This window comes from Ruminococcus flavefaciens (genome assembly GCF_900119075.1).
GTDB lineage: Bacteria > Bacillota > Clostridia > Oscillospirales > Ruminococcaceae > Ruminococcus > Ruminococcus flavefaciens_Q.
Map to the genome: position 1 here is coordinate 44,363 of NZ_FPIP01000011.1, position 13,987 is coordinate 58,349.

The window sequence follows — 13,987 nt, forward strand, 5'->3', positions numbered from 1 at the left end:
TATCATTCTGCTTCCAACGCTCCACCTGGCGAGTGAAAGCTTAGCTATCTTTCATCTCCATATATCTGCCTAATATTCATTGAATATCGTTTTGCTATTCGGAGGAAATGCGCCACTTTTGGCACTTGTTTGGCACTTATTTGTACTAAAAATCGTCTGAAATCGCTTGAAGTTACTGTAATTGAAGTTTCAAAAATCTGCGATTTACAGCCATTTTCGCATTTTACTAAAGACTACTAAAATGCTCGGGATTAATTCAATTCCCGTACGGGTCACCATTAATTGGTTACTGCAAATGGCTAATTTAAGCCATTTGCAGTTTTTTATTATTTTAATCAACTACCCGTAACCACTTACTGACCACTTATTACCACTTTTAACTATTTTCAGGTGTGCCGCAGAGTTCTGGCTCTGCGGTCTTTTTTATGTCCCGAACTGCTCGCCGCCGCGATTCTGAACGTCATATTTCACGCACTCCGCAGGCTGATGAGCGAACTTCAGAGCGTTGGTGATCGCCTCGCAGTTGCGAGCCCTCGCCTCCTGAAACATATGGGAATACAGGTTCAGCGTGGTACCTACAACGCTGTGACCCATATCAGCCGAGACCGCTACCACGTCCACTCCCTCGAATATAAGCAAACTCGCGTGCAGGTGACGCAGGGAGTGGATATTTTTGAAGGGCACTCCCACACGTCCGCAGTAGCCCTTCAGCCACTCGAAGGGAGTCTGCGGATTCATAGGCTCACCGTTCCACTTCGTAAACAGCCTGTCGTTCTCCACCCACTTGGTGCCAAGCCGGCGTGCTTCGATAGTCTGCTCAGTTCTGAAACGTCTCAGCAGGTCCATTATTATCTCAGGCATCTTCGATACACGCTTGGAGCTCCGCGTCTTGGTGGTGTCCGTGTATATACCCTTCTCCGCGGTATACTGAGAGGTACGTCTGACGTGGATGAGGTCATTTTCAAAGTCGATGTCCTTCCATTCCAGTCCCAGCATCTCGCTCCGACGGAATCCGCTGTATATCGCAAGCATGAGGTACAGCTGATACTTCATCGGCTCATTTTCCAGATTTGCGAACAGAGTCCGCACCTCGTCCAGCGTGAATATCTCCTTTTCAAGCTGCTCCTGCTTCGGCACGAACACTCGTCTGCACGGATTGTCGCTGAGCATACCCATTCGTATCGCGTATGTAAACACGTCGCTGATGAAACTCAGGTGGTGGACCGCTGTCTTGCGTGAGAGCGGTTTGCCTGTGGTCTCATTCCTGCCGTTTATCATCATGTCTGTGATGAAACGCTGAATGTCGTGCGCAGTTATCTTGTCGATCCGCTTATGTCCCAGAGCAGGATAGACACGCTTGGTGAGCTGTTTCATTCGTGAATACGAGGTCGGTCTGAGGTTGATCTTCGCGTACTCCTCGAACCACTGCTCCGCAAATCTCTGGAACTTTATCGCCGAGGTTATCTGTCCCCTCATGCACTCTTCCTCGAACAGCACCGCCATTTTGTTGACTTCTCTCTCTATCTGCCGCGGAGTCATTCCGGTCTCGGGATAATAGCTCCTGTACTGATTGTGCTGCTTGCCGTCGACTCCGTAACCGCAGGAGACTCTTATTTCATACGAACCGTTTTTTCTTTTTCTGATAGCCGCCATATATAAAACCTCCGTTCAATAATACGGCGCGTTTCTACCAAGGACATCATACCACAACGCGGCAGAAAAGTCCAGCAGAAACGCACCTTTTCGCACTATTTATTTACGCAGTCTCCCCACGCAGATACCTGAGGAACAAGTCCTTATTGATGAGATACTTTTTCCCTGCCATGATGTGCGGCACCTGGTCGTTTATGCACATCTGACGCCACGGTACTCGGTCAGCCCCTCCACCAGCGCTGCCGCCTCCTTTATGGTCAGCATAACTATTCTTTCCTCGTTGTTTTCACCCATTCTATTCTCCTTTCACCGAACGTCAGTCCTCACGAATGAATACTGCGGTAATTTTTATCACTCCCTTCAAAGGTAAAATGGGCACGGCGACGACCGTACCCATGCCATTATTATAATGCTATTTCAGGTTCTCGCTCCTGCCGAACAGCACATCAATTATCAGTTCGGCGCAGTCACGGAAGCCTAACTGGTAAGGCAGCAGTTTGCTAAACTATGAGTAATCTGAATATTCCGATGTCTGAGTTCGAATCTCAGTGCGACCGCCAAAAGCATTGTGCAGAAAATGCACATTACTATGAGTTGTTGTATTTTCTGCAACAACTGAAAAATGAACCGTTGCAAAAAACGCAACAGTTCCTGCTAAAATGAGTTGTCTCATTTTTTTGCAATAACTGACAACAGCTCACATCCACACGGACAGGAGCTGTTTTTTATTGAAAAACGCTCCCAAATATGATATAATTATGGAAACTATCGGAAAGGAGCCGCGGCTACTATGATAATACTGATAACAGGTGCTTCGCATACAGGGAAAACGCTTCTCGCGCAGAAACTGCTTGAAAAATACAAGTACCCTTACCTGTCTATCGACCACCTGAAAATGGGACTTATAAGAAGCGGTCAGACCGAGCTCACGCCCTATGACGACGACAAGCTGACGGCATACCTCTGGAACATTTTGAAAGAGATGATAAAGACTGCCATTGAAAACGAACAGGATCTCATGATCGAGGGCTGTTATATTCCCTTTGACTGGAAGAACAGCTTTGACGCCGACTATCTGTCGCAGATAAAATACATCTGCCTTGTTATGAGTGAAAGCTACATAACCAGCCATTTCAGTGACATTGTCAGCTTCGGGAACGCTATCGAGAAAAGGCTCTCCAATGACATCAGTATTGAGGATATAATACAGGACAATCAGGAATATCTCCGCGGTTGTCTCAGTTACGGACTTGACTATTTTCTGATAAATGATGAATACGATTTGGAAAGGTGCTGTATATGACCAACCCATGTGAAGAAATAAGTCTTGACGACTACGAAAAGCACATGAGCCTTGATTCTGTGCGGCAGCTTCAGGCTCTCGATGCCATAATGAAGGAGCAGTTCGCCGCCTACCCTGTGGAGACTGCCGCAGTTCTGGGAGTTGCAGGCGGAAACGGACTTGAACACATTGACACCGACAAGTTCCGCAGGGTCTACGGTGTGGACATCAATGCGGACTACCTCAGCGCGGTATCTCAGCGATACCCTCAGCTTTCGGAAGTTCTGAAATGCCTGCACATCGACCTTATAAACGAGACAGAGAAGCTCCCGCAGGCACAGCTTCTGATAGCGAACCTGCTTATTGAGTACATCGGCTACAGAGCGTTCCAGCGAGCCGTTTTGCAAACCGCTCCCGAGTACGTTTCCTGCGTGATACAGATAAACACGGACGAGGAGCAGTGGGTGTCGGAGTCGCCGTACCTGCGAGCTTTCGACAGGCTTGACGAGGTTCATAACCAAATGGAAGAAAAGGCACTCACGGCTGCTATGAACGATATAGGCTACTCGCTGATTTTGCAGGAGACCTGTCCCCTGCCGAATGGCAAGGCAATGGTGAGGGTGGATTTTATTAGAAATAGACTATCATTAAAAACCAGTAAATCTTGAAAAAAGGCACTTAATATGTTATAATTCAAGTAATAATCAGTTTGTTAATTATTGTTTGGAACGTCATTCAAGGAGGATAAACCATTATGAGCAACAATAAACTTTTTTCATACGAAAAAGACGCAAAATTGATAGTTAATGGTATTGACGATGAATCAAAAAGCATATTAGAAAGATTTTATACAAATTATTCAGTTAGTAGTCGTAAAACTGTATGTTCAGCTATACGAAAAATCTGTAAATTCATAAAAAAGAATTCATTTGTAAAGCTCACATACAAAGACTATTCAGAATTAACAAATAATAAAACAATACCTCAAGCTCAATTATATCATATAGAAAGCCTATTTAAATATCTTTATGTATATGAATTACTAAATGATATATCCGGATTTGAAAACTGTTATTGGAACAAAGAAAAAGAAAAAAACATTTTTGAAAAAAACATTCATAAAAACACCAAACACATAAACACAAATAATACTAAATCAAATTCAAAAGAATCCCTCTCTTTTGAAGATATGGAAAAACTTTTTAATTTCTATAATTCTGTGTCAGATGATGACGAAGAAAATATGAAACTTCTTTTTTTCTTTTATGCTATATTTTACTTAAATATGCAAATAGAAGAGATAAGAAAATTAACCTACGATCAAATTGAAAACGGACTTATTATTACTGAAGATAATGAATACGAATTAAATTCAAGATTTGAAGCATTTTTTTCCAAAACAAGTTCTTCAAATATACCATTCGCAAGTATCAATGACTATATAAGCAAACTCGGAAAGATTGTTGGTATCAAAGAATTGTTCCCCCGAAAAATTAAGAATACAATTGAAAGATACTCTATTAAATGCCCAGTATGCCAAGAAACACATCTTAACTTTGTGGACGAATGGAGAACAATTAATAATAAAATAGTATGTTTAAAATGTTATGAAAAACTGATATCGAATAATTCCGTAAAAAAAAACGAAATAGCACACCAGATTGAAGGTGCTATAATAGACTTCCTTTCCAAGGAAGAGCATGATAGTATTGAATTAACACTGTCTACTTTTGATAAAATAAAAGAAAACATAAATGTTCCAAAAAACTATGAAGAAATCAACAAGTATCTTAAACAGATAGGCGATTTAGGCGAAAAATACGTTATTGAATACGAAAGGAATTTCTTAAAAAGTAATAATAGCCAATATTACGATTTAGTTGATGGTTCATATGCTTTAGATAACAATAATGGATTTGACATTCTTTCATATACACTTAAAGGAAAAAAAGTTTATATTGAAGTAAAAACAACTACCGGGAATCCAAAAGATAGTTTTTATATGAGTCAACATGAAATTGATACAGCTAACGAACTATTAAAACGAGGTGATATTTATAAACTTTATCGAGTAGGTAATATTCTTTCAAACAATGTTTCGTTGATTATATACGATGATCTAAATCAATTCAATAAAGATGAAATAATTCTGAAAATGTCTATAAAAGAGTAATACATTATAGGATACCAACCACCTAACACCAAAAGCCACAAAATATCAGGACATCGAAGGATTTCCCCGACTACAAAAGCCGGATATGGATACCTGTTGTGAGTGAAAAAAACGTACATACAGTTTTGCCCCTGAACGTCTCAATTAACGCTCAGGGGCATTATCATCTGTTTTGCTTACTGAGATAAATCAGTATTTATGTGAGAACCTGAATTAAATGAAGTTCACTTTCTCGTCTTCCTGTAAAAAACAAAACCGTCCTCTTCTTTTATGATCTGATACCCTAATTTTTCGTAAAAAGCGTTTGTCCGTACATTCCAGCTTGGAGTGTCAAGATCAAACTCCGCGGCAAATGGATAGTTCTTTTCTATGCACTCCATTAAACGAATTCCATAACCTTTTCTATGATAGACGCTGTCGATGAAAATTCTGCCAATGCACACACTGTTTTTTGTTTCATCCGGGAATATGACGGCTGCTCCCACAATATCTTTTCCTATCATTGCTTGATACAAATGCCCCTCTTGAGCCATCTGTTTATGCCATTCTACCGAATCATATCCGGGCGGACAGTCACCTTTTGCACCGCCGACATTTACGTCTGTTTCAAATGCTCTGACAGATATGTCTACAATTGTTTTTATCTGGTTTTCTTCTGCTGTAACAATATACATTCTACTTCCTCAATCGTCTTACAAATCTCGATTTATATTAGTAAACATTATACCATAGCATCACTGCCCTGTCAATAAAAGCTCTATAATACACAGGTTTTATATTAACAACGAAAAATTGCTTGCTATCCACGCCGATCTATGCTATAATTGTAGAAAAATACCGACATATTATGTAAGTCCTCATCATTACCACCTCAAAGATCATCGTATGTATCGGTATAGCAGGGTATAGGATAATTATACCATACTGCGGTCAAAAGGTCAATTGGCAGATTATTATTGCTCACAACCCAATGTGACATTCTTGTCAAAAAATATGAAACCTGTGTGAAAATTAGCACTCTACCCTTGACAGTGCTAATTCAGAGTGCTATAATATAGTCAGAACAAAGGAACAGAGAAGCACCAAAGGATCCGGGTGCTGAACCCTCCGTCCCCTTGCTCGAAGCAATGGAAACAATGTGACGAGTAAAAAAGGAGGACTGACCTATGTTGTATCCAAGTATTTTCGGTGAAAATTTATTCGATGATTTCTTTAGATTCCCTGATTTTGGCAGAGATGTGGAGAAGAAGCTGTACGGCAAACACGCTGCACAGGTAATGAAGACCGATGTTCATGAGCATGACGACCACTATGAGATCGTTATCGACCTGCCGGGCTTCAAGAAAGATCAGATCAATCTTGAGCTTCAGAACGGTTATCTGACTGTCAGCGCCGCAAAGGGACTTGACAAAGACGAAAAGTCCAAGAAGGGCAAGCTGATCCGTCAGGAGCGTTATGCAGGCGCAATGCAGAGGAGCTTCTACATCGGTGATACTGTTACCGAAGCCGATGTAAAGGCTAAATTTGAGGACGGTGTTCTGAACATCTGCGTTCCGAAGGCAGAGCCTAAGAAGCTGGAGAATCACAAGTATATTGCAATTGAGGGATAATACCTCGCTAAGTTATGATCCCAAAATGATGCTCCCCGGAGCTGTTCGTATGAGCAGTTCCGGGGAGTTTGTTTTTATATGATTTGAATGAATCATTATCCTGCCATGATCGAAACTTTGAATCCACTGGGTTCAAAGTTGATGACAATATAAGTAATTCCCGATAATACGCCCAAGTACCCGTTCGATCTCCATTTCTCCGTCATTCAGACACCACTCAAATACACAGCCCTTGACGATCGTGCAGATGTCCGCAGAAAGAATGTGGGCATCTGCATTTTTGTCTATGATACCGCTTTCCCGAGCAAACAAAAGCTCACGCTCACAGCGTTCCATAACAGTGCCTTCGGCAAACTGCCCGTCAGTCACGCCCATATATGCAGAGAGTGCCTGATTTGAGGTCGTGTAGAAATTCCGCATGAAGTCCTTGCCAAGCTCCATATAGCGGTCGATCAGGTTCATGTAAAGCTCGCATATCCTGCCCGAAATATCGCTGATGGGCGTTTGCAGCTCACACTTGTCAAAGGAAATGTCCCTGATGAAATACATCAGCAGATCGTCCTTGTTCTTATAGTAATGATAGAATGTGCCTGTTGCGACCTCTGCCGCCTGGCACACATTTCTCACGGTCAGATAGTCTGCACCGTGCGTTTTAATAAGCTCTATCGTGGTGTCTATGATCTTCTGCTTGTTGTCGCAGGTCACTTCGCTCTTGCACGGTCTGCCCCTTGTAGCCATAATATCCTCCAAAAAAGAAAAATAGAATTCGTTCGATTTCCTATTGACATTATAGCATAGATGTGTTATAATGTCAATATAGAACAAGTTCTATTATTGCTTGTCATGAAAGGAGTATTCTTATGAAAGTCGTATATTGGTCTGATTATTCGTGTCCGTTCTGCTATATCGGTGAAGCCCGTCTGAAAAAGGCAGTGGAAGAAGCAGGAGTGAATATCGTTCCCGAAATGAAGGCGTTTCAGCTTGATCCCACCGCAGGACTTCACGCTGAAGGAGATACAGTTACACGCTTTGCGAAAAAGTACGGTCTGTCTATGGAATCGGCAGCTCACCGCATTGATATGATCTCTGAAATGGGCAGAGGCGAGGGCATTGATTTCCGCTATGCCACAACACTTTTCACCAATACAATGGATGCACACCGCCTTACCAAGTTTGCGTTTTACAAGGGCGGCCCCGTTCTTGCCGAGCAGATCGCTGAAAAGCTCTATGCTGCCTACTTTACCGACAACCTTGAGCTTGCCGACCACAGTGTTTTGAAGCGTATCGCTATGGAGTGTGGTCTTGATGAAGCGGATATTGATGAACTGCTTGCAAGCGACCGTTACAAGGACGAAGTTCTGCTTGATGAGCGTGAAGCACAGCGGTATCAGATCTATGCAGTGCCGTATTTCCTTGTGAACGGAGTGTATGCGATCTCAGGTGCAGACAGCGTGGAGCATATCAGAGAAATACTTGAAAGAGCCAAAAAGGACGAAGCCCCCTCTGAAAGCGAAAAAACAGGTATGCACTGCGGCCCCGACGGCTGCCATTTCTGATAGGTGAAGCTATGGTATTGACAGTACCCGTTAAGGGCTATTTTGAGGAATACTGCTATTTCTATGTGAGTGACAGCACACGGCATGGCTTTATCATTGACCCCGGCGCACAGGCAGATAAGCTGCTTGATATTATCAGGGATAACGGTCTTGTGATAGAAAAGCTCCTGCTTACTCACGGGCATTTTGACCACTTCGGTGCAGTTGAGGAATTGCGTGAAAAGCTGAATTGTCCCGTTCTTGCTCACGAAAAGGCAGACCTGTTTCTGCTGGATCCGCTGATGAACCTGTCACGGCAGTGTGTGGGCGATATGATCATAAGAGATACCGTCAAATTCAAGGACGGTGACACGATCGCACTTGATGAAGCACATTCGCTCCGTGTGATCTATACGCCTGGTCATACTCCCGATTCTGTTTTGCTGTACAATGAAAAAGAACGCATCGCTTTTGTGGGCGATACGATCTTCAAGGAGAGCATCGGAAATTATACTTTTCCCGGCGGAAACAAAGACCTGCTGATACAGAGCATTATGGAACGGGTTTTCACTCTGCCCGATGATACGGTTTTGTATTCGGGACACAGCGAACCGACAACCGTCGGAGCGGAGAAACGATTTTATGGAATGTGAGGTTTTATTATGACAGTAATGGAAGCGATTCAGGCAAGATACAGCGTGAGACAATACGCAGATAAGCCTATCGAGCCTGAGAAGATCGAGAAGATCATGGAGGCAGGACGGCTTGCACCGACCGCAAGCAATCAGCAGCTTTGCAAGCATATCGTAGTGACGGACAAGGAGCTTATCCGCCAAATGGTAAGTGCCTGCGAGGATCAGAAGTGGATAGAGACTGCACCTGCTGTCCTTGTGGAGTGTGCAAGCGGAGACAGGACGATGATATGCGGTCAGAGTGCGAGAAGTATGGACTGTGCTATCGCTATGTCGTATATGACACTTGAAGCTGTCGAGCTTGGCTTGCAATCCTGCTGGCTGGGGTGGTTTTCACCCGAAAAGGTCAGAGCCTTGCTGAATATCCCCGATGACTATGTGGTGGTCGCAGTTGCGCCTATCGGCTATCCCGCAAAAGAGGGACACCGCTCGGCTAAGAAAGCTGCCGAAGAAGTAGTGGTTTATAATAAGATGAATTAAAGCGGACAGGGATCATTTGATAGTGATCCCTGTTTTTGTTATGCGTAAAAGGCTTTAATGCTATAAAAATACTCCCTTTCAACGGGAGTATTTTAATTATACAGAGAAAAAGGACGGTTTACGCCGTCCTTAAATAATCAATTATTCTTCATATACTCTTCAAAACTCATCTTTGCTTCTGAGCTGTTTGTTGATGTATATGCATAATATGAAAGAATATAAGATGCATATAGAAAACCAAACTTGCTTTCTATCATATCATCATCTATTTCAAAAACAGTTAAACAGACTCCGCTCTAATTGCGGAGTCTGTTAATTTTTTAGAGGAAATGGAACTGCCTTACCACTCTTGTGAATTAGGTATTTGAATGCTCTGAACTCCAGATGTTGGTAGCGATTCATAGACGAAGCTCTAAACTTGACAATCCGCGTTATTAATGCTATCATTCTATGGTAAAATATTAAAAAACCTGAGGTGAATGTAATGAAAATCGGATTTATAGGTGCTGGGAAAGTCGGCTTTTCTCTGGGAAAATATTTTGCAGAAAACGGTTTGGAGATATCGGGATATTACAGCCGCTCGGAGAGTTCTGCCCTTGAGGCTGCCGTATTTACAGGCTCGGAGCTGTTTGTGTCCGCGGAGGAGCTTGTTTCCGCAAGTGACACAGTTTTTCTCACAGTTCCCGACAGCGCCATAAAAGAGACTTACAGTGCCCTGCCAAAGGAGCTTCTTTGCGGCAGGCAGATATGCCATTGCAGCGGAGCGATGTCAGCGGAGGAAGCGTTCCCGAATATAGCAAAATACAGTGCGAAAGGCACATCAATACACCCTCTTTTCCCAATAAGCAGCAAAACGGAGTCCTACAGGGAGCTCAACAATGCTTTTTTCTGCATAGAGGGCGGCTGTGCTGCGGAATGGAGCGCTATACTCTCGGATATGGGCAATCCTACGCGAATTATTACAAGTGATATCAAGAGCCGCTATCATGCTGCTTGTTCTGTTGCAAGCAATCTCGTCTGCGGACTTATGGCGGAAAGCGCAGAGCTCCTTGAACAGTGCGGATTTACTGAAGAAGAAGCTCTTTCAGCTCTTGAACCTCTTGCAATGAGCAATATGAAACGTATCTTCACAGTGGGACCGACTGCCGCCCTTACAGGTCCTGTGGAGCGCAACGACGTATCTACGGTTAAAAAGCATATCGCCTGCATAAACGGCGGGAATGACTCCGATATCTACAGAGCGGTCTCGAAAAAACTGACAGAAATGGCTAAGGAACGTCACCCACAGGCAGATTATACAGAAATGGAGAAGCTCCTTAGGTAATTGTCACCAAAGAAAAACCTTTTGTTCATATTTTATTCACATTTATATGTTATACTTCTTCTTGTATCTTATCCAGGCAATGGAAAGGTAACATCTTTTAAGGAGAAAATTGAATATGAAGAACACTGTTTCAACCCTTCTGAAGCAGAAGCAATCAGGTGACAAGATCACGATGCTTACTGCTTACGACTACACAACAGCGAAGATCATCGACGAGTGCGGCGTAAATGCCATACTTATCGGCGATTCACTGGGCATGGTAATGCTGGGCTACGAAAACACGCTCCCTGTGACTATGGAGGATATGATACATCATACCGCCGCAGTTTCAAGAGGTGCGGAAAACGCTTTCATCGTAGCCGATATGCCGTTCATGTCCTATCAGGTCAGTGTACAGGAGGCTGTTATCAATGCAGGCAGACTTATCAAAGAGGGCGGCGCCAATGCTGTAAAGCTTGAAGGCGGAGCCGAGGTCTGCGAGCAGATAAGAGCTATCGTGAATGCGTCCATTCCTGTTGTTGCACATCTGGGACTTACTCCACAGTCTGTAAATGCCTTCGGCGGCTTCAAGGTACAGGGCAAGAGCCTTGACAAGGCAAGAAAGCTCATTGACGACGCGCTGAAGATACAAGAGGCAGGCGCTTGTGCAGTAGTTTTAGAGGGTATCCCCGCAAAGCTTGCGGATATCATCACAAGGAAGCTCTTTATCCCGACTATCGGTATCGGCGCAGGAAAAGGCTGCGACGGACAGGTACTGGTATATCAGGATATGCTTGGACTTACTACAGGTCATACCGCTAAATTCGTAAAGCGGTTCGCTGATGTGGGCTCGGTGATGCGTCAGGGTATCGCTGATTATATCAGTGAGACCAAAGAGGGAGCATTCCCTGCCGAGGAGCATACCTACGCTATTGAAGATGATGTTATCGAACAGCTTATGAGGGAGGAAAAGTGAAATGAGAGTAGTTAAAACCATAGATGAAGTCCGCACACAGGTAAAGGAATGGAGAGCACAGGGGCTCACCGTGGGACTTGTCCCTACAATGGGCTATCTCCATGAGGGACACGCAAGCCTTATCGACGCTTCTCACAGAGATAATGACAGAACTGTGGTGTCCGATTTTGTAAATCCAATGCAGTTCGGCCCAACAGAGGATCTTGAAAGCTATCCCCGTGATATCGACCGCGACGCAAAGCTCGTTGAAGAACATGGCGGTGATATCATTTTCAATCCCGAACCTTCCGAGATGTACCATGAGGGCTTCTCTTCTTTCGTTGATATGACCGTGCTCACACAGGAGCTCTGCGGTCTTAGCCGTCCCGTTCATTTCCGCGGCGTATGCACAGTAGTATCCAAGCTTTTCAATATCGTAAAGCCCGACCGTGCATATTTCGGCAAAAAGGACGCTCAGCAGCTTGCAGTTATCCGCCACATGGTTGACGACCTTAATATGGACATCGAGATAATCGGCTGTCCTATCGTCCGTGAAGCAGACGGACTTGCAAAGAGCTCACGCAACACCTACCTTAACGAAGCCGAAAGAAAAGCTGCACTTGTACTCTCTAAGGCAGTATTTCTTGGCATGGATATGGTCAGAAAGGGCGAAAAGGACTGCTCTGCAATAATCGGAGCTATGAAAAAGCTCATAGAAGCTGAGCCTCTTGCAAAGATAGATTACGTCAAGATAGTCGACTGTGCAACAATGCAGCAGATAAAGGCTCTCGACCGTCCTGCGCTATGCGCTATGGCTGTATATATCGGAAAAACACGCCTTATCGACAACTTCTTCACCGAAGACGTATAAGGAGGCTGCTATGGAAATATCAATGCTCAAAAGCAAAATACACCGCGCCGTTATCACTCAGGCGGAGCTCAACTATGTTGGCAGCGTCACTATCGACGAAGAGCTCATGGAAGCCGCAGGGCTTTATGAATACGAGCGCGTACATATATCAAACGTAAACAGCGGAAGCCGTATTGAGACCTACGTTATCGCAGGCGAACGCGGAAGCGGAGTTATCTGCCTCAACGGTGCAGCTGCTCGTTCAGGACAAAAAGGCGATCATGTTATCATAATGGCATATGCGAATATGGCTCCCGATGAAATAAAAACTCACCGTCCAAAAGTAGTCTTTGTAGGCGATAAGAATGAAATAGTAAGGGTAGCCGACTACGAAAAGCACGGAGAACTTAAATAACAACTTATCGCTGTACATCTTCAGCGATAAGTTATTGGCTTTATGGCTGCCTGATACAATAACGAAAATGGAACTGTTATAAAACAGTTCCAACTAAAAAATTTGTTTATTCTAAAATGGTAAACAGCCATGCGGTTTGGTCTTTATTTGGTACTTATTATCTTTTAACTATTAATTTGGGTATCCGCAGAGCTTTCGCTCTGCGGTACTTTTTTGCTCATATGATTTCGCTAAAATCTAATCAGACATTATATAACGGAAACACCCCACAATACAACGAATATTGAGCAGAAAGGCTGGACTTTTATGAGTCCAGCCTTTTTGTTTTCAGACTTGATCCTTTTTTCTGCGCGCATTGTCAGCTTCTACCGAGCACTTCCAAGCCTTATTGAGTCCTTTTTTTGCTCTTACACTGCTTACAGCACAGCCGACAGCTTCGTAAAGAACTTCCGTGCCGCAGCAATCAGCATGATAGTCAACTGCATGCTCTGCGCTGATACCGATAGAACCTGCTGTCTCGGCTGCGTCGATATTGGCTCCAAGGAATACAAATTCCCAGCCCTTTTCCTCCTGCACTTTTTCAATGAGCTTCTTAACGTCCTTGTGGCTGTACTTTCTGCTGGCATTTTCCATACCGTCAGTCGTAATGACAAACAGTGTCTTTTCGGGAACATCCTCTTCACGGGCATACTTATGGATATTGGCAATGTGATGAACCGCATCACCTATTGCGTCAAGAAGTGCAGTACAGCCTGACGGAACATAATCTCTGTCTGTAAGCTTTGGAACATCTTCCAGCTTCACTCTGTCATGTATTACTTTGGAGCTGTTGCTGAAAAATACGGTTGAAACAAGAGCCTCACCCTCTTCTTTCTTCTGCTTTGCTATAAGAGAATTGAAGCCGCCGATAGTATCAGCTGTAAGTCCGCTCATTGAGCCGCTCTCGTCAAGGATAAATACCAGTTCAGTCAAGTTCTTTTTCATGATAATACCTCCGTTTTGATGTTTTTTTCGGAACCGCTTTCACGTTTCCTTTACT

Annotated in this window: 15 protein-coding genes and 1 tRNA gene; 12 read left to right on the plus strand and 4 right to left on the minus strand. The window is 43.7% G+C overall.

Annotated elements, in window-relative coordinates:
* Positions 1-423: 423 nt before the first annotated feature.
* Complete coding sequence (locus BT105_RS13570) at positions 424-1,653, minus strand: site-specific integrase (RefSeq protein ID WP_072301233.1); 1,230 nt, start codon at positions 1,651-1,653, stop codon at positions 424-426.
* Between the two features lie 472 nt (positions 1,654-2,125).
* On the opposite strand from BT105_RS13570, the gene BT105_RS13580 reads away from it, so the two are divergent.
* The 4 genes from BT105_RS13580 to BT105_RS13595 all read left to right on the plus strand — a co-directional run bounded on the left by BT105_RS13580 (position 2,126) and on the right by BT105_RS13595 (position 5,108).
* Positions 2,126-2,213 (plus strand) — tRNA-Ser (locus tag BT105_RS13580).
* A gap of 230 nt (positions 2,214-2,443) precedes the next feature.
* Entirely contained in the window at positions 2,444-2,956 is a 513-nt protein-coding gene (locus BT105_RS13585) for a P-loop nucleotide/nucleoside kinase family protein (RefSeq protein ID WP_072301234.1), read from the plus strand.
* The gene (locus tag BT105_RS13590) at positions 2,953-3,603 is read left to right on the plus strand and encodes a methyltransferase type 11 (protein WP_072301235.1); all 651 of its coding nucleotides are present in this window, start codon (positions 2,953-2,955) and stop codon (positions 3,601-3,603) included. The genes BT105_RS13585 and BT105_RS13590 overlap by 4 nt, the downstream gene beginning before the upstream one ends.
* Positions 3,604-3,689: 86 nt before the next feature.
* Complete coding sequence (locus tag BT105_RS13595; RefSeq protein WP_072301236.1) at positions 3,690-5,108, plus strand: protein NO VEIN domain-containing protein; 1,419 nt, start codon at positions 3,690-3,692, stop codon at positions 5,106-5,108.
* Between the two features lie 224 nt (positions 5,109-5,332).
* Here the strand turns inward: BT105_RS13595 and BT105_RS13600 are convergent, their stop codons facing one another.
* Positions 5,333-5,782, minus strand: coding sequence for a GNAT family N-acetyltransferase (locus tag BT105_RS13600; protein WP_072301237.1), 450 nt, complete (start codon positions 5,780-5,782; stop codon positions 5,333-5,335).
* A gap of 492 nt (positions 5,783-6,274) precedes the next feature.
* Between BT105_RS13600 and BT105_RS13605 the strand changes: the two genes are divergently transcribed.
* On the plus strand, positions 6,275-6,718 hold the full coding sequence (locus BT105_RS13605; protein WP_002851770.1) for an Hsp20/alpha crystallin family protein: 444 nt from the start codon (positions 6,275-6,277) through the stop codon (positions 6,716-6,718).
* A gap of 132 nt (positions 6,719-6,850) precedes the next feature.
* Here the strand turns inward: BT105_RS13605 and BT105_RS13610 are convergent, their stop codons facing one another.
* Complete coding sequence (locus BT105_RS13610; protein WP_072301238.1) at positions 6,851-7,456, minus strand: TetR/AcrR family transcriptional regulator; 606 nt, start codon at positions 7,454-7,456, stop codon at positions 6,851-6,853.
* 122 nt (positions 7,457-7,578) lie between these two features.
* Here BT105_RS13610 and BT105_RS13615 point away from each other — a divergent pair, with 122 nt between their 5' ends.
* From BT105_RS13615 to panD, 7 genes are all read left to right on the plus strand, one after another.
* Complete coding sequence (locus BT105_RS13615) at positions 7,579-8,274, plus strand: DsbA family oxidoreductase (protein WP_072301239.1); 696 nt, start codon at positions 7,579-7,581, stop codon at positions 8,272-8,274.
* A gap of 11 nt (positions 8,275-8,285) precedes the next feature.
* Positions 8,286-8,906, plus strand: coding sequence for an MBL fold metallo-hydrolase (locus tag BT105_RS13620; protein WP_072301240.1), 621 nt, complete (start codon positions 8,286-8,288; stop codon positions 8,904-8,906).
* 9 nt (positions 8,907-8,915) lie between these two features.
* On the plus strand, positions 8,916-9,425 hold the full coding sequence (locus tag BT105_RS13625; RefSeq protein WP_072301241.1) for a nitroreductase family protein: 510 nt from the start codon (positions 8,916-8,918) through the stop codon (positions 9,423-9,425).
* Positions 9,426-9,909: 484 nt separating this feature from the next.
* The gene (locus BT105_RS13630; protein ID WP_072301242.1) at positions 9,910-10,749 is read left to right on the plus strand and encodes a Rossmann-like and DUF2520 domain-containing protein; all 840 of its coding nucleotides are present in this window, start codon (positions 9,910-9,912) and stop codon (positions 10,747-10,749) included.
* Between the two features lie 115 nt (positions 10,750-10,864).
* Entirely contained in the window at positions 10,865-11,704 is an 840-nt protein-coding gene (gene panB, locus BT105_RS13635; RefSeq protein ID WP_024859354.1) for a 3-methyl-2-oxobutanoate hydroxymethyltransferase, read from the plus strand.
* A 1-nt stretch (position 11,705) separates the two neighbouring features.
* On the plus strand, positions 11,706-12,554 hold the full coding sequence (panC, locus tag BT105_RS13640; protein ID WP_072301243.1) for a pantoate--beta-alanine ligase: 849 nt from the start codon (positions 11,706-11,708) through the stop codon (positions 12,552-12,554).
* A 10-nt stretch (positions 12,555-12,564) separates the two neighbouring features.
* On the plus strand, positions 12,565-12,948 hold the full coding sequence (panD, locus tag BT105_RS13645; RefSeq protein WP_072301244.1) for an aspartate 1-decarboxylase: 384 nt from the start codon (positions 12,565-12,567) through the stop codon (positions 12,946-12,948).
* A 327-nt stretch (positions 12,949-13,275) separates the two neighbouring features.
* Here panD and BT105_RS13650 read toward each other — a convergent pair whose 3' ends face one another.
* Positions 13,276-13,932 (minus strand): vWA domain-containing protein, encoded by a 657-nt coding sequence (locus tag BT105_RS13650; protein ID WP_072301245.1) that lies wholly within the window; start codon positions 13,930-13,932, stop codon positions 13,276-13,278.
* Between the last annotated feature and the right edge of the window lie 55 nt (positions 13,933-13,987).